The organism is Rhodanobacter soli (genome assembly GCF_039523495.1).
In the GTDB taxonomy this organism is placed as follows: Bacteria; Pseudomonadota; Gammaproteobacteria; order Xanthomonadales; family Rhodanobacteraceae; genus Rhodanobacter; species Rhodanobacter soli.
Genome location: NZ_BAAAFK010000001.1, coordinates 459,251 through 483,429, shown reverse-complemented (window position 1 = coordinate 483,429; position 24,179 = coordinate 459,251). Strand labels below are relative to the sequence as shown.

Below are 24,179 nucleotides of genomic sequence, written 5' to 3'. Positions count from 1 at the left end.
ATGCCCTTGATGCGCGAGATGTACCCCGAGACCGAACCGTACCGGACCCACCGCATCGCCGTCGACGCGATCCACACCTTGCACGTGGAGGAATGCGGCAACCCCGCCGGCCTGCCGGTGGTGTTCCTGCATGGCGGCCCGGGCGCCGGCCTGTCGGCCTACCACCGCCGCTTCTTCGATCCGGCGCGCTATCGCATCGTGCTGTTCGATCAGCGCGGCGCCGGGCAGTCGACCCCGTTCGCCGAGCTCACCGACAACACCACTTGGCACCTGGTCGCTGACATCGAGGCGATCCGCGAGCAACTTGAGATCGAACGCTGGGTGGTATTCGGCGGCTCGTGGGGCTCGACCCTGGCACTGGCCTACGCGCAGACACATGCCGAGCGCGTGCTCGGCCTTGTGCTGCGCGGGATCTTCCTGGGCCGGCCGCAGGAACTGCGCTGGTTCAACGAGGTCGACGGCGGCGCCGCGCAGATCTTCCCCGAGCGCTGGGCGCGCTTCCTCGCCCTCATCCCCGAGCAGGAACGCGGCTCGATGCTGGACGCCTACTGGCGCCGCCTGACCAGCGACGATGAGGCGACCCGGCTCGCCGCCGCGCAGGCGTGGAGCGCGTGGGAAGGCGGCAGCACCACCTTGCTGCACGATCCCGACGCCGGCGGCGATTTCGAGGATCCGCACAAGGCGGTCAGCCTGGCCGTGATGGAAGCACACTACTTCCGCCACGCGATCTTCCTGCAACCCGACCAACTGCTGCGCGACATCGAGCGCATCCGCCACATCCCGGCCACCATCGTGCACGGCCGCTACGACATCATCTGCCCGATGGCGAGCGCGTACGACCTCGGCCAGGCCTGGCCCGAAGCGCACCTGCACGTGGTGCTGGCCGGCCACAGCGCCACCGACCCGGCGATCGTGGATCAGCTGGTGGAAGCCACCGACCGGCTGGCGGACCGGTACTGCTGAGCAGTCGCCCGCGAATCGGGCGCAAGAATCGGATGGTTGCGGGGAAACACCGCGACCACACTGGGCACACACCACCAGCGGAGCCGTCCATGCTCACCCTGTTCGACTACCTGCCCTCGCAGAACGCCTGGAAGGTGCGCCAGTTGCTGCATCATCTCGGCCGGCCGTATCGCACGGTGCCGGTGAGCATCTTCGAGGGCGAGGGTCAGAGTGCCGATTACCGGCGGATCAATCCCACCGGCACTGTGCCGGCGATCCAGCTGGAGGACGGCCGCGTGCTGGCCGAGTCGAATGCGATCCTCATGTATCTCGCCGACGGCACCCAATACCTGCCGGATGATCCGTTCGGGCGCGCCAAGGTGCTGCAATGGTTGTGCTTCGAGCAGGAGCGGGTGGAGTCGGTAATCGGCGCGCTGCGGCACTGGACGCTGACCGGCAAGCTGGCGCGCCGTTCGGCGGAAATGATCCAGGCGAAACGCGCCGCCGCCGTGCGCACGCTGGGCATCCTGGAAAGCGAGCTGGCGACGCGGCCGTTCATCGCCGGCGACGAGTACGGCATCGCCGACATCGCGCTGTTCGCGTACGCCAGCCGTGCCGAGGAAGCCGGGCTGTCGCTGCAGGCGTATCCGCAATTTCGTGCGTGGGTGGCGCGGGTGGAGGCGCAGCCGGGTTTCCTCGCCGAGATGTATCCGTACGCGATGGACCCGCATTCGGTCAACGAACTGCCCTGAGCTTTCGTCACGGGCGCCCGCCGCGACGGCAATGGCATACTGGGGTTTTCCGGCCCGAGACTTCCCCATGCGCCTGCTGCCCGCCCTCGCCTTCGGCACGCTGTTGCTGCCGCTGGCCGCGTACGCCAACGACCCGAACTCCTACGCCCAGCCCGAGCAGGTGCGCGTGACGCATCTGGACCTGGACCTGACGATCGACTTTCCGCGCAAGCAGCTCGACGGCCGGGCCACGCTGAAGCTGGACTGGAAGAATCCCAAGGCGCAGTCGTTGGTGCTGGACACGCGCGACCTGAAGATCGCCAAGGTCGAAGCACTGGCCGCCGATGGCAAGGCCACGCCGCTGAAATACGCGCTAGCCCCGCGCGACAAGGTGCTCGGCAGCAAGCTGACCATCGCCACGCCGAAGCATCCCGCGCAGGTGCGCATCGTCTACACCACCTCGCCCGAAGCGTCCGGCCTGCAGTGGCTGACCCCGGCGCAGACGGCCGACAAGAAACTGCCCTTCATGTTCTCGCAGTCGGAATCCATCCATGCGCGCTCGTGGGTGCCGCTGCAGGATTCGCCGGCGATCCGTTTCACCTACGACGCCCGCGTCACCGCGCCGAAGGACGTGCGCGTGGTGATGAGTGCGATCAACGACGCGAAGCATCCGCTGGACGGCGCGTTCGCGTTCAACCAGCCGCACCCGATCCCGTCCTACCTGCTGGCGATCAGCGCGGGCGACCTCGCGGTGAAGGAAACCGGGCCGCGTTCGGCCGTCTATGCGGAGCCGTCGGTGGTCGACAAGGCCGCACATGAATTCGAGGACACCGAGAAGCTGATCGCCGCCACCGAAAAACTGTACGGCCCGTACGCCTGGGGCCGCTACGACATCCTGGTGTTGCCGCCGTCGTTCCCGTTTGGCGGCATGGAAAACCCGAACATGACCTTCGCCACGCCGACCGTGCTGGTCGGCGACAAGAGCCTTGTCTCGCTGGTCTCGCACGAGCTGGCGCACTCGTGGTCGGGCAACCTGGTGACCAGCGCCGCCTGGCGCGACATCTGGCTCAACGAGGGCTTCACCACCTACGTGCAGGGCCGCATCACCGAGGCGGTGTACGGCAAGGCGCTGGCCGACGAGGAGGCGCTGCTGTCCGCCCGCGCCTTGCAGAAGAGCATCGGCGCGATGGCCGCCAACGCGCAGAAACTGGCGCCCGATCCGCGCGGCATCGGCGCCGACGATGCGCTGTCCGACGTGGCCTACGACAAGGGCTCGTGGTTCCTGCGCACGCTGGAGCAGCGCTTCGGCCGCGAGCACTTCGACGCGTACCTGAAGGGCTACTTCCACCACTTCGCGTTCCAGAGCATCACCACCGAACAGATGCTCGACTACATGAAGCCGAACCTGATCGAGAAGTACCCCGGCAAGATGAGCTGGGACGAGGTGAAAGCCTGGGTCTACGGCGAAGGCATCCCGCAGGATGCGCCGCTGCCCGACTCGCCGCGCTTCAATGCGATCGACCGCGAACGCAGCGACTTCCTCGCCGGCAAGCTGGCCGCCGGCAAACTCGACGCCAAGGGCTGGAATACGCAGGAATGGATGTACTTCCTTGATCGCCTGCCGGATGCGCCGCCGCTGGCGAAGATGCAGGAACTCGACGCCGCCTGGCACCTCACCGGCACGCCGAACGCGGAGATCGGCATGCGCTGGTACAGCCACGCGATCGCCGCCGGCGACAAGTCCGCGTGGTCGGCCGCCGCCGAGCACATGACCCGGATCGGCCGCATCTACCTGACCACGCCGCTGTACAAGGCGTTCGTGAAAACGCCGGAAGGCCTGGCCTACGCCGAGCAGGTCTACGCCAAGGCCAGGGCCGGCTACCACCCGCTGACCCAGCAGGTGGTCGAAGGCATCATCGCCAAGGCGAAGAAGGCGAAGTAACCGCAGCTCCTCCCCTGCATCGCAGGGGAGGCAGCGATGTCAGTCACGACTCCTCCAAGAAACCATCATGCCGCCACCAACGAACATCACCACCCCGCTCTGGAAACGCATGCTGCTGCGCCGGCTGAAATTCCTGGGCTGGCTGGCCGCGCTGCTGGCCATCGTGCTCGGCGGCAGCTACCTGTTCGCGCCACAGTGGCTGTTGCGTGCGAACGTCACCCGCGAGGCGATGGCGGCGCACTTGGACAAGCATTCGGTACAGGCCGGCGATACGCACTGGGTCTACTACGAAGGCGGCCAGGGGCCGACCATCGTGCTGCTGCACGGCTTCGCCGCGGACAAGAACGTCTGGCTGAAAACGGCGAAGCTGCTCACGCCGCATTTCCACCTGATTATTCCCGACCTGCCCGGCTGGGGCGACTCCTCGCGAGTACCCGACGCCAGCTACAACATCGACGCCCAGGCCGGGCGGCTCGATGCGTTCGTGCAGACCCTGCGCCTGCAGCGCTTCCTGCTGGTCGGCCACTCGGTGGGTGGCGCGATCGCCGGCGTGTACGCCAGCGAACATCCCGAGCACGTGGCCGGACTGGCCCTGCTCGACTCGTTCGGCCTGAAGGGCCGGCAGAACGCGTTCGACAGCGACGCGCTGGCCGGCAAGAACCCGTTCGTGTACGACGACCGCGCCGGTTTCGAAAGCGCCACTTCGCTGGCATTCGAGAAGCCGCTCGACCTGCCCGCCCGTTTCGTCGACGTGCTGGTGAAACACAACCAGCGCGACCACACCTTCATCGAGCGCACCTTCGCCGAACTGCGCGAGCCCGGACAGTACCTTTCGGTGCAGAACCGGCTTGGCCAGCTGAGCATGCCGGTGCTCGGCCTGTGGTGCCATGACGACCGGATCGTGGACATCTCCGCGCTGGACAGCCTGCGCAACGGTCTGACCAGCGCCAGCGCGATCAGCACCAGCACCATCAACGGCTGCAACCACATGCCGATGCTGGAAAAGCCCGAGCAGACCGCGCAGATCCTCACCGGCTTCGCACTGTCGCACTGAGCCATGCACGATACCCGCATGCAGGATGCTGAACAGATCGCCGCTGCCCTGACACGGCATTGTGAAATGCGTGTGACACCATGGGAGAATGCGGCGGTGACGCCGCAGTCTGGCGTACCCATGCGCATGAAGGCAGGACGGTGCATCAAGTGATGAAGCGGAACCCTTGGCGCATCTTCGTGGACGCGGTAGTGCGGATGTCCGCCACCCGCGCCAATTACTGGGCCGAGTTCGGCGTGGACAGCGTGCTGTGCCTGTTGCTGCTGGTGCTGGGCTGGCGCAGCCATGCCGACGGCCCGCTGACCGCGCTGCTGGCGCTTGGCGTGGGCCTGTTCGCCTTCAGCTTCATTGAGTACTTCTTCCACCGCTGGATGTTCCACACGCGGATCCCGCTGTTCGCGCAGGGTCACGACATGCACCACCAGCGGCCGCTGGGTTACGACTCGCTGCCGTTCTTCCTGCCGCCGGCCGTACTGCTGGCGCTGGCCGGCGTGTTTGTGCTGGTGATGCCCACCGGCTTCGCCCTGCTGCTGGCCAGCGCGATCACCTTCGGCTACATCGTCTACGGCCTGAGCCACTTCATCATCCACCACGTGCGCTTCAAGCAGCCGCTGCTGCGGCGCTGGGCCGGCGCCCATCACGTGCACCACTATCACCCCGAGAGCAACTTCGGCGTCACCACGCCGCTGTGGGATGTGCTGCTGGGTACGAAGTACGTGCGCCAGCCCAGAAACCACTGAGACGGCCGCGCGCTGGCGTCAGTCGGCCACGTCGTCGATCAGCCGGTCGAGTTCGGCCTTCAGGATCGCGCCGTGCTGGCGCAGCCAGTCGCGCTGTTCGCGCCAGCCGGGCAGCAGGCTTTCGACCTGGCTCCAGAATCGTGGCGAATGGTTGCGTACCTTGAGATGGCACAGCTCGTGCACCAGCACGTAGCGCAGCGCGGCCGGCGGCGCCAGCGCCAGCGCGAGATCGAGGTTGATGCGGTCGCGGGTGTCCAGGCTGCCCCACAGGCTTTTCATCGGGCGGATCTTCAGCGCGGTGGGCGCCAGCCCCAGCAGTGGCACGTAGCCGGCCAGCCAGCGCGAGACGTCGCGGCGGATCAGCGTTTCCAGATGCGAGGCGAGCAACCCGCGGGCGATCGGCAAGGCACGGGTATGCGGGCGCGGGATCACCAGGGTAAGGCCGGTCGCGTGCGGCTCGATCTTCGGGTAGGTACCTTCGGCCCAGTCCAGCTCGGCCGTCTCGCCGCGCAACGGAAAACTGCACGCATAACCCACGCGCAGCGGCGGCAACGGCTTCACGATCAGGTTCAGTTCGTCGAGCTTCTGCTCCAGCCAGTCGGCGTGGTTGCGCAGGAACGCGCTGACCTGGGCCGGATGGGTGCCCAGCGGATAGGTCACCCGCGCGCCCTGCGGCGTCACCGTGAGGCGCAGCCGGCGCGCGCGCGGATGGGCGCTCTTCAGCACCCGGATGAGGCTGCCACCCACCGTTGCCAGTTCCAGCCAATCGCCTTCCAGATGCTGCGCCATGATCCTGCCTGCTTCTCGCCTGGCCCGTTCTGATCAAAGGATGGGGATCCGCCGCCAGCAAGCGGCCGGACACCCAGTATGGCGCGCCGGAGGCCCCGGCGGTATGGGTATTTCGTTCAGCTATCGGCCGGACGCGGCAGGCCGAACCATTCCTCCAGCTTGCCCAGCAGCCGCTCCAGTTCCAGCGTCAGCAGGGCAAAACCGGCATCCAGCTCGGCCTGGGCGTCCTGCTGGCTGTCGCCCAGCTCGTCCATCACCACGTCGAGGAACTTCAGCTTGCGCACGATCAGGTCCTCGCCCAGCACGAAGCTGATGCGGTCGTCGAAGGTCAGGCCCAGCATGAACACCTGCTTGCCGTTGCGTAGGTGCTCCTTGACCTCCTCGGCATCTAGGTCCTGCCGGCGGCAGCGGGCGATCGCGCCGGTGGCGGTGGCCGGGTCGCGCAGTTCGCACTCGTCACCGAGGGTGAGTCCGGCCGGCAGGTTGCCGTTGGCCAGCCAGTCGGTCATCAGCACGCGCGGGCCCTCCTCCGGCGCCAGCGGCACCGCCGGGAAGCTGCCCAGCGCCTCGCGGATCTGGGTCAGCGCATTCTCGGCCGACTTGCGGCTGGAGGTGTCCAGCACCAGCCAGCCGTGCTTCTTGTCGACGTAGGCGGACATCCGCGAGTTGCGCACGAAGGCGCGCGGCAGCAGTTCGGTCAGCAGGTCCTCCTTGATCCGCTTGCGCTCGCGGCCGCCGACTTTGCGGCCTTCTTCCTCGGCGATCTTCTGCACCTTGCGATGCAGTTCGTCGTTGATCACCGCTGCCGGCAACAGCTTGTCCTCGCCGCCCACGGTCAGCAGCGTGCATTGCTTGACGGCATGCGTGAGCGGCTCATGCTCGCCACGACCGACCGGCGGCACGAAGCCCTTGGTGAACATTTCCAGTGGCCCGCACGGGCGCAGCCGGTGCTCGGCCAGCGCTTCGTCGAGGCGGCTCAGGTCGTTGGCAACGGCGGGGGAAAAACGGAACAGCGTGAGGTTGCGAAAGAACATTCGATATCCGGATTTTAAGAGGCCCGTAGGCAAGATTTCAGCTCCCCACACCGTTCGCCCTGAGCGTAGGCCCGAAGGGCCGAAGTCGAAGGGTGTCGCAGCGTGCCCTTCGACTCCGCTGCGCTACGCTCAGAGCCTGCCCCGGACTTGATCCGGGGGCGAACGGTGCGGGGGCTGGCAAAGCATCAGCGAGTGACGGCAGCGACCGCCGCAGCCACGGTATCGAGATTGGCCTGGTTCAGCGCGGCCACGCAGATGCGTCCGCTGTCGAGTGCGTAGATCGCGTACTCGTCACGCAGCCGGTGCACCTGAGCCTTGCTCAGGCCGGAGTAGGAGAACATGCCGGCCTGGCGGTTGATGAAGCCGAAATCCGGCGCACCCAGCGCGGCCAGCTTGTCGACGAAACCGGCGCGCATCGCATGGATGCGCCCGCGCATGCCACCCAGTTCATGTTCCCAGCGCGCACGCAGCTCGGTGCTGCCGAGCACGCCAGCGATCAGCGCGGCCCCGTGCGTGGACGGGCTGGAATAGATCGTGCGGATGACCTGCTTGATCTTCGACTGCAGCCGCGCGGCCTCGCCACGATCGGCACCGACCATCGATAGCGCGCCGACACGTTCGCCGTACAGCGAGAACGATTTGGAGTACGAGTTGGCGACCACGAACGCCTCGATGCCGGACGCCGCCAGCAGGCGCACCGCGGTGGCGTCCTGTTCGGTACCCTGGTCGAAGCCCTGGTAGGCCATGTCGACGAACGGCAGCAGCCGGCGCTCCTTGAGCAGTTCGATCAGCTGCTGCCACTGCGCCGCATCCAGGTCGACGCCGGTCGGGTTGTGGCAGCACGCGTGCAGCAGCACCACGGTGCCGGGTTCCAGCTTGCCCAGGTCCTCCAGCATGCCGGCGAAATCCAGACCGTGACTGGCCGCGTCGTAGTAGCGGTATTCCAGCAGTTCGAAACCCGCGGTGCGGAACACCACATGATGATTGCCCCAGCTCGGGTTGCTGATCGCAACCTTCGCGCCCGCCCCGGCCACCTGCTTCAGCAGGTCGGCCGCCACGCGCAGCGCGGCGCTGCCGCCGATGGTCTGCGCCGTGGCCACGCGGCCGGCCGCCAGCAAGGGCGACTCCGCGCCGAACACCAATTGCTGGGTCAGCTGGTTGTACGCCGCCAGGCCGTCGATCGGCAGATAGCCGCGCGGCTTCGCCGCCGCGGCCAGCGCCTGCTCGACCTCGTGCACGGTCGGCAGCAGCGGGATGCGCCCCTGCTCGTCGACGTAAACACCCACGCCGAGATTGATCTTGCCCGGGCGCGGATCGGCCACGTAGGTCTCGGTGAGGCCCAGGATCGGATCGCCCGGGGCCATTTCAACGGATACAAAGAAAGACACGGCGGTTACTCGACAGACAGTGGAAGGGTGGGCGGAATGTTCAAGCTTGCGGATTCGCGGTCTCATCCGCCGCGTCGGCAGGCCAGGCCGCGGCAGACGACGCGCCCAGCGCGAAATCGAACAGCTGGCGATCGGCCAGATGCGAGGGTGACACATGCGCCAGTGCGCGAAAGATGTTCTCGCTGCGCCCGGGCTGCTGCTGTTCCCACGCGGCCAGCATGTGCCGCACCGCCTGGCGCTGCAGGTTGTCCTGCGAGCCGCACAGGTTGCACGGGATGATCGGGAACTGCCGCTGCGCCGCGTACTCGGCGATATCGCTCTCGCGGCAATACGCCAGCGGGCGGATCACCACGTGGTGGCCGTCATCCGAGCGCAACTTCGGCGGCATCGCCTTCAGCTGCGCCTGGTAGAACAGGTTGAGGAAGAACGTGGCGAGAATGTCGTCGCGATGGTGGCCGAGCGCGATCTTCGTGATGCCGTTCGCCGCGGCCCAGGTGTACAGCGCGCCGCGGCGCAGCCGCGAGCACAGGCTGCACATGGTCTTGCCGGCGGGGATCACCCGCGTCACCGTGCTGTAGGTATCCTGCTCGATGACGTGGAACGGCACGCCGCGTGCCGTGAGGTAATCCGGCAATACATGCTCGGGGAAACCCGGCTGCTTCTGATCGAGGTTCACCGCGATCAGCTCGAAACGCACCGGCGCCTTCGCCTGCAGCTGCAGCAGCAGGTCCAGCAAGGTGTACGAGTCCTTGCCGCCGGACAGGCACACCATCACCTTGTCGCCATCCTCGATCATGCCGAAATCGCCGATCGCCTGGCCCACCTGGCGGCGCAGGCGCCGAGCCAGTTTGCCGGCCTCGGCGGCGGGTGGGCAGGAAATCTCGAGCTGGGCGGACATGACGGCCAATCGGACGGTGAAGACCGCCCATTGTAGCCGGCCGGACGCCGGGCTACCCGGCGGCAAACGGCGCTAAACTAGAGGGATCGCCCCCAGCAGCCGTTATTGCCATGCAGGTTCAGGATCATGCCGAGATCGTCCATCTCCTGGCCGAGTTGCGGATGGAACACCGCGACCTCGATGCGACGATCGATCGGCTGGCCTCCGCGATCGGTCGCGACGAGTTGCAGCTGACCCGGCTGAAGAAGCGCAAGCTGCTGCTGAAGGACAACATCGCGCGGCTCGAGAGCAAGTTGATCCCCGATCTCGACGCCTGAACGCCACGCCGGACTGCCCATGAACCCGTTCGCCCCGATCCGCCTGCAGGACGACTACGTCGTGCTGGAGCCATTGAGCCTGGACCATGTGCCGGCACTGGAAGTCGCCGCCGCGGACGGCGAGCTGTGGAACCTTACGGTCACCAGCGTGCCGCCGCCGGGACAGGCTGGCGGCTACGTCGAGAAAGCGCTGCAGGGCCAGGCCGACGGACTGATGCTGCCGTTCGCCGTGCGCGAGGTCGACAGCGGCGACATCGTCGGCAGCACCCGCTATTACGAGATCGACGCCGAACTGCCGCGCCTCGCCATCGGCTACACCTGGTACGCGAAACGCTGGCAGAAGACCCACCTCAACACCGCCTGCAAGCGCCTGCTGCTGGAGCACGCCTTCGAGACGCTGGGTTGCGTGGCGGTAGCCTTTCACACCGACGAACAGAACGAGGATTCGCAACGCGCGATCGAACGCCTCGGCGCGCAGCGCGAAGGCGTGCTGCGCGCGTACAAGCGCCGCACCGACGGCAGCCTGCGCAACACCGTCTGCTTCAGCATCCTCGCCGACGAATGGCCAAACGTGGCGAACTGGCTGGGCATGCGGCTCAACCGGCTCGCCGCGGGCTGAACGTCACAGCAGACGGTTGACCAGTCGGTCCAGTCGTGTGGGGTTCAATCGTCGCAGCAGCCTGCGCACTTCGGCCGGGTAGCGCCGCGGGCTTTCCAGCGCGTGGTAATCGGCCAGCCGCGTGGCATGCCGGCGCAAGGCCGCCCACTCCGCCGCGTGCTTCGCCTGCAGCAGGTGTGCGGGATCGCGCAGCACCAGGCCATTCTCCAGATCCAGCGACCACGCGCGCGGGTTGAGGTTGTTGCCGGTCAGCACGGCCACGTCGTCGTCGATGAACAGGCCCTTCAGGTGGTAGCTGTTGTCGCCGTCGCGCCACAGGTGCAGGTTGAGCTGGCCGCTGTCGATCTGCCGGCGATGCGCGCGGGCGAAGCGGCGCAGGTTGTTCTCGTACAGGTACGGCAGCAGACCGATGGTCTTGAACGGCTGCCCCGGCGGAATGTAGAAATCGTTGGCGGTCTTGTCGCCGACCATGATGTCGATGTGGCAGCCGCGCCGCAGCAGCTGGCCCAGCACGATGCGCAGCGGCCGCGGCAGATTGAAGTACGGCGTCAGCAGGATCACCCGCTGGCGCGTGCCGCGCAGCAGCGCCAGCAAGGCCTCGTTGAGCGTATTGTCGCTGCGGCCGAAACCGGGCAGCGGCGTCACCGCCACCTCGCCGGCAGCCAGGGTGGCGTGCGGCACCTCGTACGCGGCACGTTGCAGATCGTGGCGGAATTCGCGGATCGCCGACTGCAGCATTTTCGTGGACGGTACCTCCGCCACGTCCAGCCGACGCACCGCCGCGCTCTCGACAAAATGATGATGCACGAACGCCGCCATCGCATCGGCCAGGCCGCGATGCTGCAGCAGGTGGTAGCGGTCGAGCCGGTAGCGCCCGTGCCGCACCAGGTAGACGTCGTTGAGGCTGGCGCCGCTGTACAGCACGGCATCGTCGATCACGAAGCCCTTCAGGTGCAGCACGCCGAACAACTCGCGGTTCTGCACCGGCACGCCGTAGATGTCGACACCCGGGCCGAGCCGCGCGGCGTACTCGCGGTACATGCCCGCATTGCCTTCACTCTTCTGCTTGCCGATCAGGCCGCGCCGCGCGCGATGCCAGTCCACGAATACCGACACCTGCAACCCCGGCCGCCGCGCCTTCGCCGCGTACAGCGCATCGAGCACCTCGCGGCCGCCGTCGTCGTCCTGCAGGTACAGCGTCACGATCACGATGCGCCGGCTGGCCTGCGCGATCAGGCGCAGCAGTGTCTGGCGGAACGCGGCCGGATCGGGCAGCACGGCGATGGCGTCGGCCGGCACCGCGAAGAACGGCAGGTCGGCGTGCGTCTCCGGTTTGCGCCGGAACGGCAGCATGCGGCGCGCGAGACGACCCGGTGCGGTGATCAACTTGTTCATGGCGAGATCGGCAGACAACAGAGCGCATCATCGCAAACCACGCACGGTACGCCCACCGCCGTTACTTGCCCTGCTGCGGCTTTCGCCTGCGGATTCGGCGTCGCCGGAAGGCGTGCGCTCAGTGGCCCTGGATCGGGAAAGTCTGCGCGTTGCCCGGCGCCGAACTGGCCGGCGCGGACGAACGTGCCGATGGCACCACCTTCGCACCGCACTGATAGGCGCCCCACGGCTGCGAGCCATCGGCCGGCTCGGCCAGCGGCTTGATGGTGTCGGCGTGCATCTTGGCGGCCTCGTTGCGGGCCAGCACTTCCAACTCGTCGCGCACCTTGATGTTGTTGCGATCGACCGGACCGACGCGTTCCATCACGGAGACGGTGACCTTGCCCAGGTCGCGGCAGGCGGATACGTCGCCGCTCCAGGCCGTGCGCACGCTTTTTGCCGCGTCATCCAACGTGATGCCCCAGCTGCAGGCACCGAGCAGGAGGACGGGAACGAGCAACAACAGGGTCTTGCGCATGGGTAGCTCCGCAGCAGTGTCTTGGACATGAAGGAGGCCGGGCCGTTGCCGGCGCGGCCTCCATCCTAACGCGAGGACGCCAGCGCGTCCTGCAACCAACGCATAACGTGCGGCGCCGGTGAAACCCGGCGTCGCACGCCGGCTCATTTCGCCGGTTTGCCGGCGGCCGGCTTGCCGTCGGCGTCGAGTACCTGTACCTGACCGAGGTTCAGCGCGCGGATCGGTGCCTCGATCTTCGCCAGATCGCCGACGATCACCCAGGTCAGCTGGTTCGGATGGATGATCTCCTTCGCCGCCGCCTCCACCGAAGCATCCGTCTGCGCCTCGATGCGCGACTTCAGGGTCTGCACGTAGTCGTCCGGCCGCTTGTACAGCGCGATGCCCTGCAGCGCACCCATCACCGCCGAGGTGGTCTGGTAGCCGCCGGGCATGCTGCGCACGTCGCCGACCTTGATCTTGTCGATCTCCTGCGCGGTCAGCGGCTGGTCGCCGATCACGCCCTTCGCTTCCTTCAGCATCTCGGCCACCGACGGCGCGGTCTTGTCGGTCTGCACCGGCGCGTACAGCATGAACGGACGCTGGCCCTGCGCGTTCTGCAGGAAGCTGAAGGCACCGTAGGCCCAGTGCTTGTCCTCGCGCAGATTCATGTTGAGGCGCGAGGTGAAGGTGCCGCCGAACGCACCGTTCATGGTCTGGATTTCCAGATCGTTCGGCGCCTCGGTGGACGGCGCCAGGCTGCCGGCGAGGATCAGGCTCTGCTGCGCGTCGGGGCGGTCAACCAGGTACACGCGCACCTGCGCCGGCGGCGCGACCTTGCCGATGTTCTTCGCAGGCACCTTGCCGGCCGGGGCTTTCCAGTTGCCGAATACCGCGTTCAACTGCGGAATGATCTTGGCCATCGTGGTGTCGCCGGCGACCAGGATCTGCACGTTGTCCGGGCGGATGAAATCGCCCATGAAGGCGCGCATGTCGGCGTCGCTCAGCGACTTGATCGACGCCTCGGTGCCCGAGCCGGTGAACGGGATCGCGTAGGCGTGGCCCTTGCCGTACAGCAGCGGCGGCAGGGTGCGCAGCGCGATGCCGGTCGGCTGGCTCTTTTCCTGAGCGATCCCGGCCAGCCACTGGCCGCGCAGGCGGCTGATGTCGGCCGCGCGGAACGCCGGGTTGCGCACGATGTCGGCGAACAGGTCGAGCGACGGTTTCAGCTGATCATCCAGCGCGTTGAGCGTGGCGTTGCAGTAGTCCAGCCCGCAGCCGCTGGCGATCAACGCGCCGAGGCGCTGCTTGCGCTTGGCGATCTCGACCGAATCCAGGCTCTTGGTGCCTTCGTCCAGCATCGACATGGTGAAGCTGGAGGTGCCCAGCTTGCGGCCCTGGTCCGCCGCGTAACCGGCATCGAACAACAACTGCATCTGCACCGCCGGCACCGTGTGGCGCTCGGCCAGGATCACCTCGACGCCGTTGTCGAGCTTGCCGCGCTGCAGGGCGGGGAAGCTCAAGTCCGGGAATGTGCCGACCGCGGGTACGCCCTTGCTGCGGTCGACATCGCTCGTCACCGTGCGGTAGTCGCCCTTCGCCGACAGCACCGGCGGCGGCGCACCGCTGGCAGCGGCACGACCGGCGACGTTTGCCATGTCGGTTTCCTCGACCTTGCCCGGCACCACGGTCAGCGTGTAATCGCCCTTGGCGATCCACTTGTTCGCCACCGCACTGACATCGGCCGGCGTGGCCGCCATGTATTCCTTGAAGTCTTTCAGGTAGGCACCCGGATCGTTGCGATACAGCTGGCCCTGGGCCAGGATCGTCGCCTGCGTGTTGACCTTCTCCAGCCCGCGCACGAACGAGGCGCGGGTTTCCGTCTTGACCCGCGCCAGTTCGTCGGCGGTGGGGCCGCCCTTCAGGAATTTCCGCCATTCGTCGGCGATCGCCGCCTCGACCTTGGCGGGGTCCGCACCCTTCTTCACGTCCACCTGCAGGTTGAACAGGCTGGCCAGCACGTGCTGCTCGACCTCGATCGAAACGTCGTCGGCGAGCTTGTCCTGGTAGACCAGCCGCTGGTACAGCCGCGAGGTCTTGCTGCCGCCCAGCACCGCGGCGGCCAGCTCCAGCAGGTTCTCGTCGCGGGTGCCGCGGCCGGGCACGTTCCACTCGCGATAGATGCGGGTCTGCGCCACGTTGTCGGTCATCGTGCCGCGGGTCGAGCTGTCGCGCGGCGCCACCCACGGCTGCGGCCGTGGTACCTGCGGGCCGGCGGCGATGTCGCCGAAGTACGTCAGCATCTTTTCCTGCGCCACGGCCGGCGTGATGTCGCCGGACAGCACCACCACCGTGTTGGCGGCGCCGTAGTAGTCGCGGAACCACTGCTTCACGTCGCCCAGCGAGGCGGCGTTCAAGTCGTCCATCGAGCCGATGGTGTCGTGGTGATACGGATGGTTGGCCGGGAACGCCTCGGCCTGGATCAGCTCGCTGGCGCGGCCGTAGGGCTGATTCTCGCCTTGGCGCTTCTCGTTCTGCACCACGCCGCGCTGCTCGTCGAGCTGCGGCTGGCCGATCGCGCCGAGCAGGTGGCCCATGCGGTCCGATTCCATCCACAGCGCCATGTCCAGCGCGCTGGTCGGCACCGTCTCGAAATAGTTGGTGCGGTCGAGCCAGGTAGTGCCGTTCTGGTCGGTGGCACCGGCCAGTTCGAACGGCTTGAAGAACTCGTCCTTGTGGTTTTCCGAGCCCTGGAACATCAGGTGCTCGAACAGGTGCGCGAAACCGGTCTTGCCCTTCGGCTCGTACGACGAGCCGACGTGATACCACACACTCACCGCCACCACCGGCGCCTTGTGATCCTCGTGCACCACCACGGTCAGGCCGTTCGGCAGGGTGAAGCGGGTGTAGGCGAGTTCGGGGATTTGTTGCGTCGCCGCGGTCGCGACAGCCGCATCGGGAACGGCCAGCGCCAGCGGCATGCCGCCGGTAAAGGTCAGCAGGCCGACGACGAGCAGGGCGAGCGGTTTCTTTGCCACGGTGAACCTCCTGTTTCACGGATGAGTCCCTGCAGGCTAGCGGCGCCACGCAGCCATCGCAAATGACTTGCGGCACGGTCGACGGTGACCTGTCCGGCTGTCCGGCGGCGGTCAGCGAGCTGTCCGCGGACAATGCTCCGGCCGCCAAACTCATTCACTTAATCTTGCAAAATCAATGGCTTGGCAAAATATTATGGCTTGGCATGGGGATTGCTAAACCAAGAGGGCAGGAACTTCACTTCATTCATCGGAGACATGATCATGAAATTCGAGACCTTGATGTTGCGCGGCCTGTTCATCGCCTGCCTGGCGGTCTGCGGCCTGATCTTCGGCGCGATGGTGACGACTACGTCGGCCTCCGTGCAGCTCGCCGCCAACAGCAGCGTTGGGGCCATCCTGCTGGCCGCGCCCAGTAGCTGCGCGTTGCCGCCGGACGGTGTGGTCTGCCCGCAGATCGGCGGCTGAGCATTCGACATGGATCGGCGCGGACACGCGATAATGGCCGGATGCTCCACGTCATCCTGTTCCGTCCCGAGATCCCGCCGAACACCGGCAATGTGATTCGCCTGTGCGCGAACACCGGTGCAGCGCTGCACCTGATCCGACCGCTCGGTTTCGAGCTTGACGATGCCCGGATGCGTCGCGCCGGACTGGACTACCACGAGTACGCCAGCGTCGCCGTGCACGACGACCTGGCCAGCTGCCTCGGCGCGATCGGCACGCCACGCGTGTTCGCCTTCACCACCCGCGGCCGGGTTGCCCATGTCGACGCCCGCTTTGCCGACGGCGATGCGCTGCTGTTCGGCTGCGAAACCGCCGGGTTGCCGGGCGACGTGCTGGAGTCGATCCCCACCGACCAGCGCCTGCGCCTGCCGATGTGCCCGAACAGCCGCAGCCTGAACCTGTCGAACACCGTCGCCGTGGCTGTCTACGAAGCCTGGCGCCAGCTCGGCTTCGCCGGCGCCGCGAGCGTCTGAGCCCGGTCGGCGGGCTACAATCGGCGGATGAACGCCGCCACTCCCAACTCCTGGTTGCCGCAACCGCTGCGCAAGCTCGCTGGCCGTGCGCTGGAAACCGCGCTGAACCACACCTTGTCGCTGGATCCGGACACGCAGCAGAAGCTGGCTGCGTTGAGCGGCCGCAGCGTACAACTGCACCTGCGCGGACCGGAGCTCGCGCTGGCCGTCAGCGTCGACGGCACGCGCCTGAAAGTCGGTCCGCCGCAAGACGACAACCAGCTGAAGGTGGCCGCCACCCCGGGCAGCCTGCTGGCGATGCTGTTCCGCCGTGACGACGACGGCATCGCACCGGGCAAGGTGGAGATCGCCGGCGACGCCGAGCTGGCACGCCGGCTGGAAAAACTGGCCAGCAAGTTCGCTCCGGATTTCGAGGAAGCGTTCGCGCGCAGCTTCGGCGACGTGCTCGGCGTGCCGCTGGCCAAGGCCGTGCGCACGGGCCTCGCCCACGCCCGCGACACCGCCAGCCACCTCACCGAAGACACCGCCGACTGGCTGCGCGACGAGGCGCGCGTGGCGATGGCACCAGGCGAAGTCGAAGGTTTCCTCGACGGCGTGGACGACCTGCGCGAGCGCAGCGAGCGGCTGGAATCGCGCGTGCAACGGCTGGTGCAACGCCTGCAGGGCAACGCCGCGTGACGCCGCTGAAGGTGGTGCCGCGCCTGCTGCGGGTCGCCTCGGTGCTGCTGGCGTACCGGCTCGACGAACTGGTCGACGCCGCCCACCTGTACCGCCCGTTGAAACTGCTGCGCCCTCTGGTGGCGCGCCCGCGCATCGACATCCGCGGCCTGCCGCGCGGCGCACGCCTGCGCCATGCACTGACCGAACTGGGGCCGATCTTCGTCAAGGCCGGCCAGGTGCTGTCGACCCGGCGCGACCTGGTGCCGGCCGACATCGCCGACGAACTCGCCCTGCTGCAGGACCAGGTCGCGCCGTTCCCGGGCAGCGCGGCGCGCGCGATCGTCGAGCAGGAACTGAAATCTCCGATTGGCCGTCTATACGCCCAATTCGACGAAACCCCGCTGGCCTCCGCCTCGATCGCCCAGGTGCACGCCGCCACCCTGCACGACGGCCGCGAGGTGGTGGTGAAGGTGCTGCGCCCGGGCATCGACGCGCAGATCGCCCGCGACGTGAAGCTGCTGCGTTCGCTCGGCGAGCTGGCCCAGCGCTGGCATCCGAACGCCGACAAGATCCGTCCACTGGACGTCGTCGCCGAAGTCGAGAAGATGCTGGAGAACGAGCTGGACCTGCAGCGCGAAGGCGCCAGCGCCAGCCTGCTCAAGCGCAACTTTGACAGTGGCGTGGATCTCTACGTGCCGGCCGTGCATTGGGAACTGACCAGTGCGCGCGTGCTGACACTGGAGCGCGTGTACGGCATCAGCAGCGACGATATCGCAGCGATCGACACCGCCGGGCTCGACCGCAAGGCGCTCGCTGCCAAGGGCGTGCGGGTGTTCTACGAACAGGTGTTCCGCGACAACTTCTTCCACGCCGACGCGCACCCCGGCAACATCTGGGTCGACCCCACGCACACCGGCGAGCCGCGCTTCATCGCGCTGGATTTCGGCATCATGGGTTCGCTGCCCGAGGCCGACCAGTACTGGCTGGCGCAGAACTTCATTGCGCTGTTCGAGCGCGACTACGCGCGCATCGCGCAACTGCACGTGGCCGCCGGCTGGATGCCCGCCGACGTGCGGCTGGATGAGCTGGAGGCGGCGGTGCGCACGGTATGCGAGCCGTACTTCACCCGCCCGCTGTCGCAGATCTCGCTGGCCGAGCTGGTGGTGAAGCTGTTCCAAACCGCTCGCCGCTTCGAGCTGACCCTGCAGCCGCAGCTGATCCTGCTGCAGAAAACCCTGCTCAACATCGAGGGCGTCGGTCGCATGCTCGACCCGGAGATCGACATCTGGGCGGTGGCGCATCCGGTGCTGAAACGCATCCTGCGCGAACGCTACAGCCCGCTGCGCACTCTGCGCGAGGTGCGCAAGCGACTGCCCGAATGGCTGCACCATGCGCCGGAATTTCCCGAGCTGATGCGTGATGCCTTGCGCCAGATCGGCCGCGGCGAGCAGCGCGCACTGAGCGACCCGGCGGCGCTCAAGCTGCTGCACGAGAACGCGCAGCGCCAGCACAAGTTGCTTGCCTGCGGCCTGCTCGGCGGCGCACTGTTGATCGGCGCGGCCCTGCTGTGGACATCGGCGCCGCAACACGGCATCTGGCCGCCGCTGTGCGCCGGCATCGCCGGGCTGCTGGCGTTCGCGATCGGCTGGCCACGCTCGCGCTGATCTGCGGGAGCGCACAGTGTGCGCTCCCGCACAGACCAAACCATGATCGAGATTCTCTACCAGGACGATGCGCTGATCGCGGTGAACAAGCCCGCCGGACTCGCCGTGCATCGCTCGAAAATGGTGGGCAACGCCGAGGAGTTTCTGATCGACCTGCTGCGCGAACAGGTCGGCGACAGCGTGTACCTGGCGCACCGGCTCGATCGCGCCACCAGCGGCGTGCTGCTGATCGCGCGCAGCAAGGAAGTCGCCGCCGCGCTGGGCGAACAGTTCATGGGGCGCGCGGTGCACAAGCAGTACCTGGTGGTGGTGCGCGGCTGGCCGGAGCCGGCGGAAAGCGTGGTCGACTATCCGCTGCCCGGCTCGCGCGAAACCGGCCCGCGCCGCGAGGCGCGCACGCACTACCGGCGGCTGGCCACGGTCGAGGTGCCGATCGCGCTGGGCCGCTATCCGCAACAGCGTTACGCGCTGCTGCTGGCCGAACCGGAGAGCGGCCGCTTCCGTCAGATCCGCAAGCACCTTGCGCACATCCACCATCCGGTGATCGGCGACTGCCAGCACGGCCGCGGCGACCACAACCGGCTGTACAAGCAGCATTTCGGCTGCCACCGGATGCTGCTGCACGCGTGGCGATTGCGCTTCGCACATCCGGTCACGGGTGCCACGATGGAGCTCGAGGCGCCGCTGGACGCAGCATATGTGGAACTGCTCGAACGCGTCGGCTGGAGCTTGCCGATGGGAAGTGAGGGTGCTTGAGCGCCAGCCCGCGGACTGGCCGGACAATCCGGTCCTTGCGCCCTCGCTACTCGCCCCTCGCCCCCTTTACACTCCTTGCATGTTGATCGTCAGCCGCAGCATTTCCCTGCCCGAGTCCGAACTGGTCGAGCGCTTCCTGCGCGCGGACGGCCCCGGTGGGCAGCACGTGAACCGCACCGAGAGTGCGGTGGAGCTGCGTTTCGACGTGGTCAACTCGCCCTCGCTGCCGGAGGAAGTCCGCGCGCGCCTGCTGGAGCGCCGCGATCGCCGACTGACCAGTGAAGGCGTGCTGGTGATCCAGGGGCGCCGCTTCCGCGACCAGGCGCGTAACCGCGACGACGTGCGCGAGCGACTGGTCGAGATCATCCGCGGCGTGCTGCTGCCGCCGAAGAAACGCGTCGCGACCAAACCGACCCGCGCCTCGAAGGAGCGCCGCCTGGCCGGCAAGCAGCAACGCGGCAGGATCAAGCAGGACCGCTCACGCAAACCGGAGCTCGAATGAAGGGTCATCTCCCGACTCCCGCCCAGTTGCCGCCGCAGATGCCGCAACTGCGCGACGGGTGGCAACGCCGCACCTGCCGTGCCGTGCTGCGCATGGCCGGCTGGAGTCTGGTCGGCGAGTTCCCCGACGCGCCGAAGCTGGTGCTGATCGCCGCGCCGCACTCGTCCTGGTGGGACGGCATGTGGGGCCTGCTGGTCAAGGTGGCGGTGGGCGCCGACGTGCATTTCATGGGCAAGCAGGAGTTGTTTTTCTGGCCGCTCGGCGGCCTGCTGCGTCGGCTCGGCGGCATGGCGATCGACCGTGGCGCCGCCAAGGGCGTGGTCGAGCAGATGATCGACCAGTTTCGTCAGCGCGAGAAACTCTGGCTGGGCATCGCGCCGGAAGGCACGCGCAAGCCGGTGAAGCGCTGGAAAAGCGGTTTCTGGCGCATCGCCCACGACGCCGGCGTGCCGATTTTTACGGTGGCTTTCCACTACCCCGACAAGACCATCCAGCTCGGCCCGCTGTTCGATACCAGCGCCGACATGGACGCCGACATCACCCGCCTGCGCGCGTTCTACGCGCCGTTCAAGGGCAAGCACCGCGACGTCTGACCGTGTGCGCCGTGCGCCAAACCCCCGCAGGGCGGCACGGCCCAGCAGAGCGCGCGGCAAGATCAGCGCTGCGAATGCCCCGGATCGTCGTAGTCACGATGGGTCAGCAGGCCCGGACGAACCAGGTCGATGAACGCGCGCGCCTCGGCGCTGAGGAACTTGCCCTTGCGCATCACCACGCCGTAGCTGCGCTGCGGGAAGTACTGCTTCATGTTGCGCACGGCCAGACGGCCGTGATCGGCCGCGGTGATGCAGATACCGGTGACGATCGAGATGCCCATGCCCATCGCCACGTATTCCTTGATCACGTCCCAGCCGCCCACCTCGATCGCCACGTGGTACGGCACCTGTTGCTGCTGGAACACCAGGTCGACCAGCCGGTAAGTGGACAGCCGTTGCGGCGGCAGGATCAGCCCATACGGCGAAATATCCTCCAGCGTGATTTTTTCTTTCGCGGCCAGTGGATGATCCGGCGGCATGATCAGCATCGGGTCGTAGTGGTGCACCGGCGCCCACGCGATGTCATTCGGCACATCGAGCATCGAGCCGACCGCGAAGTCGGCATCGTCGGCACGCAACAAGGCCAGGCCGTCCTTGCCGGTGACGTTGGCCAGCTGCAATTGCACCGCGGGGAAGCGCTCGCGATAGCTGCGCACCAGCTCGGGCAACAGATACTGGATGGTCGAGGTGCCGGCGGCGATGGTCAGTCGGCCGGACTGCAGGCCCTTTACCTTGGCCTGGAAGTCGCGATCCAGCGTGTCCCAGCCCTCGACCAGCGGCCGAGCCAGCTCGTACAGCGCCTCACCCGCATCGGTGAGGTTGATGCGGCGCCGGCGCCGCTCGACCAGGCTCACCCCGAGCTCCCGTTCCAGCGCCTGCAACTGCAGGCTGATGGTGGGCTGCGACAGGTACAGCGCCTCGGCGGCGCGGGTCAGCGTGCCCAGTTTCACCACGCTGACAAACGCGCGCAGCTGCTTGTGGCGGTTGCCCTTGTAGTAGAAACGGCCGCCCGCTTCGTCGGCATGCTCGCCAACGACACGCTTTTTTGCTGCGTTGCCGCGCGACTTTTTCGGCTTGTTCAGCGTGTCACCAAGCCTTTTCATTGAATTCATTCAGTTAGTTGGAATAAATATTGGCAACGCTCATAGTAGTGATTGAAACATTCACTTTGTCAAATACATAGCTTCTGCCCTAGCTTCGAGTCACCCACGACACGGAGCGAACCCATGGCAGTACCGCAGGAACGACTCGAGATCGGCACCGTCGAGATCCACGCCGACCACGCCGGTTACGAAAGCATCCTGACCCCCGCAGTGCTGAGTTTCCTGGCCCAGCTGCACCGCCGCTTCGAGGCCACCCGGCAGCGCCTGCTGCAGGCCCGGCGTGAGCGCCAGGCAGCTTACGACGCCGGCGGCCTGCCGGACTTCCGTGCCGACACACTGGCGATCCGCGAGTCCGACTGGACCGTGGCACCGATCCCGGCCGCACTGCAGGACCGCCGCGTCGAGATCACCGGACCGGTCGAGCGCAAGATGATCATCAACGCGCTGAACTCCGGTGCGAAAGTGTTCATGGCCGACTTCGAGGATTCCTCGGCGCCCACCTTCGCCAATCAGCTCGACGGCCAGATCAACCTGCGCGATGCGGTGAACGGCAGCATCGCGTTCACCTCGCCCGACGGCAGGAGCTACCGCGTCAACGACAAGCCGGCCGTGCTGGTGGTGCGTCCGCGCGGCTGGCACCTGCACGACAAGTTCGTCAGCGTGGACGGCGAGCCGATGGCCGGTGCGCTGGTCGACTTCGGCCTGTTCGCCTTCCACAACGCCCGCGCGCTGCACAGCCGCGACCGCGGCCCGTATTTCTACCTGCCGAAACTCGAAGCGATGGAGGAGGCCGCGCTGTGGGACGCGGTGATGGCCACGGCGGAGGACGAGCTGCAGCTGCCGGTCGGCACGATGAAAGCCACCGTGTTGATCGAGACGCTGCCGGCGGCGTTCCAGATGCACGAGATCCTGCACGCGTTGCGCCGCCGCGCCGTCGGCCTCAACTGTGGCCGTTGGGACTACATCTTTTCGTACCTGAAGACCCTGCGCAGCCATCGCGACCGGCTGCTGCCGGAGCGCGCCCAGGTCGGCATGACCGCGCCATTCCTGAAGGCGTATTCCGAACTCCTGATCCAGACTTGCCATCGCCGCGGCGCGTTCGCGATGGGCGGCATGGCCGCGCAGATCCCGATCAAGGGCGACGCGGCAGCGAACGAAGCGGCGCTGGCCAAGGTGCGTGCCGACAAGCTGCGCGAAGTGCAGGCCGGGCACGACGGCACCTGGGTCGCGCACCCCGCGCTGGTACCTGTGGCGCAGCAGATCTTCGACCAATACATGCCGGCCCCGAACCAGCTGAGCGTGCTGCGCGAAGACGTGCACGTGACGCGCGAGCAACTGCTCGCGGCACCGAATGGCACGATCACGCGCGCCGGTTTCGACAACAACGTCGAGGTCTGCCTGCGTTACACCGCCGCCTGGCTGGACGGCCTCGGCTGCGTGCCGATCCATCACCTCATGGAGGACGCCGCCACTGCCGAGATCGCCCGCGCGCAGTTGTGGCAGTGGCTGCATCACGGCGACCTCGAATTCCCGGACCAGGCGCCGATCGACTTCGCCCTGTTCGACCACGCGGTGGCCACGCACACCCATCGCCTGCGTGACAGCCAACATCCTGGCGCCGCTCGCGCCGACACGGCCGCCGACCTGCTTTCGGCGATGACTCACGCCGACGTACTCGGCGACTTCCTCACCCTGCCCGCTTACGACCAGCTCGCCTGAACCGTCCGAACTTTCGCTTACGGAGCCACGCCATGAAAACCACCACCCTGCCCACCGCCGAACAGATCACCCTGGACTGGGACAACAACCCGCGCTGGACCGGCGTGCAGCGCAACTACTCGGCCGAGGACGTGGTGCGCCTTCGCGGCACCGTTGCGGTCGAGCATTCGCTGGCCCGCCGCGGCGCCGAGCGGCTGTGGAAGTCGCTGAACCAGGAGGACTTCGTCAATGCCCTTGGGGCACTCACCGGCAACCAGGCGATGCAGCAGGTCAAGGCCGGGCTGCAGGCGATCTACCTCAGCGGCTGGCAGGTCGCCGCCGACGCGAACGTGGCCGGTGAAATGTATCCCGACCAGTCGCTGTACCCGGCCAACTCCGTGCCGCTGGTGGTCAAGCGGATCAACAACACTCTGCTGCGCGCCGACCAGTTGCACCATGCCGAGGGCAAGGACGACTGCGACTGGCTGGTACCGATCGTGGCCGACGCCGAGGCCGGTTTCGGCGGCGTGCTGAACGCGTTCGAGCTGATGAAGGCGATGATCGAGGCCGGCGCCGCCGGCGTGCACTTCGAGGACCAGCTGGCCTCGGTGAAGAAGTGCGGCCACATGGGCGGCAAGGTGCTGGTGCCGACCCGCGAGGCGGTCGACAAGTTGAACGCCGCGCGGCTTGCCGCCGACGTCGCCGGCGTGCCGACCCTGCTGGTGGCGCGCACCGACGCCGACGCCGCCGACCTGCTCACCTCGGACATCGACGCGAACGACAAGGCCTTCATCACCGGCGAGCGCACCGTCGAAGGCTTTTACCGCGTGCGCCCGGGGCTGGACC

General features: G+C 67.2%; 24 protein-coding genes. 16 read left to right on the top strand and 8 right to left on the bottom strand.

The features are described 5' to 3' along the window. The first annotated feature begins 9 nt into the window (after positions 1-9). From pip to ABD024_RS02050, 5 genes are all read left to right on the top strand, one after another. Positions 10-963, top strand: coding sequence for a prolyl aminopeptidase (pip, locus tag ABD024_RS02070; RefSeq protein ID WP_343849120.1), 954 nt, complete (start codon positions 10-12; stop codon positions 961-963). A gap of 89 nt (positions 964-1,052) precedes the next feature. Beyond that, positions 1,053-1,694 carry a glutathione S-transferase family protein gene (locus ABD024_RS02065; RefSeq protein WP_343849118.1) on the top strand — a complete coding sequence of 214 codons (642 nt, stop codon included), beginning with the start codon at positions 1,053-1,055 and terminating at the stop codon, positions 1,692-1,694. Between the two features lie 67 nt (positions 1,695-1,761). After that, positions 1,762-3,615, top strand: coding sequence for a M1 family metallopeptidase (locus tag ABD024_RS02060; RefSeq protein WP_343849115.1), 1,854 nt, complete (start codon positions 1,762-1,764; stop codon positions 3,613-3,615). Between the two features lie 109 nt (positions 3,616-3,724). Further along, the gene (locus ABD024_RS02055) at positions 3,725-4,669 is read left to right on the top strand and encodes an alpha/beta fold hydrolase (RefSeq protein WP_343854426.1); all 945 of its coding nucleotides are present in this window, start codon (positions 3,725-3,727) and stop codon (positions 4,667-4,669) included. A gap of 152 nt (positions 4,670-4,821) precedes the next feature. After that, the gene (locus ABD024_RS02050) at positions 4,822-5,409 is read left to right on the top strand and encodes a sterol desaturase family protein (RefSeq protein ID WP_343849113.1); all 588 of its coding nucleotides are present in this window, start codon (positions 4,822-4,824) and stop codon (positions 5,407-5,409) included. 18 nt (positions 5,410-5,427) lie between these two features. On the opposite strand, the gene ABD024_RS02045 is transcribed toward ABD024_RS02050, so the two are convergent. The 4 genes from ABD024_RS02045 to ttcA form a co-directional block, all read right to left on the bottom strand. Beyond that, the gene (locus ABD024_RS02045) at positions 5,428-6,198 is read right to left on the bottom strand and encodes a M48 family metallopeptidase (RefSeq protein WP_343849111.1); all 771 of its coding nucleotides are present in this window, start codon (positions 6,196-6,198) and stop codon (positions 5,428-5,430) included. 116 nt (positions 6,199-6,314) lie between these two features. Then, positions 6,315-7,232: a recombination-associated protein RdgC gene (locus ABD024_RS02040; RefSeq protein WP_343849109.1), complete on the bottom strand. Its 918-nt coding sequence runs from the start codon at positions 7,230-7,232 to the stop codon at positions 6,315-6,317. A 185-nt stretch (positions 7,233-7,417) separates the two neighbouring features. Then, a complete protein-coding gene (locus ABD024_RS02035; protein ID WP_343849107.1) occupies positions 7,418-8,620 on the bottom strand; it encodes an amino acid aminotransferase in 1,203 nt (400 codons plus the stop codon). A gap of 40 nt (positions 8,621-8,660) precedes the next feature. Next, a complete protein-coding gene (ttcA, locus tag ABD024_RS02030) occupies positions 8,661-9,518 on the bottom strand; it encodes a tRNA 2-thiocytidine(32) synthetase TtcA (protein ID WP_343849105.1) in 858 nt (285 codons plus the stop codon). Between the two features lie 110 nt (positions 9,519-9,628). Between ttcA and ABD024_RS02025 the strand changes: the two genes are divergently transcribed. Then, positions 9,629-9,835: a YdcH family protein gene (locus ABD024_RS02025; RefSeq protein WP_343849103.1), complete on the top strand. Its 207-nt coding sequence runs from the start codon at positions 9,629-9,631 to the stop codon at positions 9,833-9,835. Between the two features lie 19 nt (positions 9,836-9,854). Continuing rightward, the gene (locus ABD024_RS02020; protein ID WP_343849101.1) at positions 9,855-10,454 is read left to right on the top strand and encodes a GNAT family N-acetyltransferase; all 600 of its coding nucleotides are present in this window, start codon (positions 9,855-9,857) and stop codon (positions 10,452-10,454) included. Between the two features lie 3 nt (positions 10,455-10,457). On the opposite strand, the gene pssA is transcribed toward ABD024_RS02020, so the two are convergent. The 3 genes from pssA to ABD024_RS02005 form a co-directional block, all read right to left on the bottom strand. Beyond that, the gene (gene pssA, locus ABD024_RS02015) at positions 10,458-11,849 is read right to left on the bottom strand and encodes a CDP-diacylglycerol--serine O-phosphatidyltransferase (protein WP_343849099.1); all 1,392 of its coding nucleotides are present in this window, start codon (positions 11,847-11,849) and stop codon (positions 10,458-10,460) included. A gap of 118 nt (positions 11,850-11,967) precedes the next feature. Beyond that, positions 11,968-12,366, bottom strand: coding sequence for a DUF4156 domain-containing protein (locus tag ABD024_RS02010; RefSeq protein ID WP_343849097.1), 399 nt, complete (start codon positions 12,364-12,366; stop codon positions 11,968-11,970). Positions 12,367-12,509: 143 nt separating this feature from the next. Then, positions 12,510-15,380 (bottom strand): M16 family metallopeptidase, encoded by a 2,871-nt coding sequence (locus tag ABD024_RS02005; protein ID WP_343849095.1) that lies wholly within the window; start codon positions 15,378-15,380, stop codon positions 12,510-12,512. A gap of 261 nt (positions 15,381-15,641) precedes the next feature. Between ABD024_RS02005 and ABD024_RS02000 the strand changes: the two genes are divergently transcribed. The 7 genes from ABD024_RS02000 to ABD024_RS01970 all read left to right on the top strand — a co-directional run bounded on the left by ABD024_RS02000 (position 15,642) and on the right by ABD024_RS01970 (position 20,532). Beyond that, positions 15,642-15,845 carry a hypothetical protein gene (locus ABD024_RS02000; RefSeq protein WP_343849093.1) on the top strand — a complete coding sequence of 68 codons (204 nt, stop codon included), beginning with the start codon at positions 15,642-15,644 and terminating at the stop codon, positions 15,843-15,845. 41 nt (positions 15,846-15,886) lie between these two features. After that, the gene (trmL, locus tag ABD024_RS01995) at positions 15,887-16,357 is read left to right on the top strand and encodes a tRNA (uridine(34)/cytosine(34)/5-carboxymethylaminomethyluridine(34)-2'-O)-methyltransferase TrmL (protein ID WP_343849091.1); all 471 of its coding nucleotides are present in this window, start codon (positions 15,887-15,889) and stop codon (positions 16,355-16,357) included. Between the two features lie 27 nt (positions 16,358-16,384). Continuing rightward, positions 16,385-17,035, top strand: coding sequence for a ubiquinone biosynthesis accessory factor UbiJ (locus ABD024_RS01990; protein WP_343849089.1), 651 nt, complete (start codon positions 16,385-16,387; stop codon positions 17,033-17,035). Further along, positions 17,032-18,681 (top strand): ubiquinone biosynthesis regulatory protein kinase UbiB, encoded by a 1,650-nt coding sequence (ubiB, locus tag ABD024_RS01985; RefSeq protein WP_343849087.1) that lies wholly within the window; start codon positions 17,032-17,034, stop codon positions 18,679-18,681. Before ABD024_RS01990 ends, ubiB begins: the two co-directional genes overlap by 4 nt. Before the next feature lie 42 nt (positions 18,682-18,723). Then, positions 18,724-19,437 carry a pseudouridine synthase gene (locus ABD024_RS01980; RefSeq protein ID WP_343849085.1) on the top strand — a complete coding sequence of 238 codons (714 nt, stop codon included), beginning with the start codon at positions 18,724-18,726 and terminating at the stop codon, positions 19,435-19,437. Positions 19,438-19,516: 79 nt separating this feature from the next. Then, complete coding sequence (arfB, locus tag ABD024_RS01975; RefSeq protein ID WP_343849083.1) at positions 19,517-19,939, top strand: alternative ribosome rescue aminoacyl-tRNA hydrolase ArfB; 423 nt, start codon at positions 19,517-19,519, stop codon at positions 19,937-19,939. Further along, the gene (locus ABD024_RS01970; RefSeq protein ID WP_343849080.1) at positions 19,936-20,532 is read left to right on the top strand and encodes a 1-acyl-sn-glycerol-3-phosphate acyltransferase; all 597 of its coding nucleotides are present in this window, start codon (positions 19,936-19,938) and stop codon (positions 20,530-20,532) included. The genes arfB and ABD024_RS01970 overlap by 4 nt, the downstream gene beginning before the upstream one ends. 62 nt (positions 20,533-20,594) lie before the next feature. Here the strand turns inward: ABD024_RS01970 and ABD024_RS01965 are convergent, their stop codons facing one another. Then, on the bottom strand, positions 20,595-21,635 hold the full coding sequence (locus ABD024_RS01965) for a LysR family transcriptional regulator (RefSeq protein WP_343849078.1): 1,041 nt from the start codon (positions 21,633-21,635) through the stop codon (positions 20,595-20,597). A gap of 123 nt (positions 21,636-21,758) precedes the next feature. Between ABD024_RS01965 and aceB the strand changes: the two genes are divergently transcribed. Continuing rightward, on the top strand, positions 21,759-23,354 hold the full coding sequence (gene aceB / locus ABD024_RS01960) for a malate synthase A (RefSeq protein ID WP_343849076.1): 1,596 nt from the start codon (positions 21,759-21,761) through the stop codon (positions 23,352-23,354). Between the two features lie 32 nt (positions 23,355-23,386). After that, positions 23,387-24,179, top strand: a 793-nt coding sequence (gene aceA, locus ABD024_RS01955) for an isocitrate lyase (protein WP_343849074.1), incomplete at its 3' end; no start/stop codon positions are given.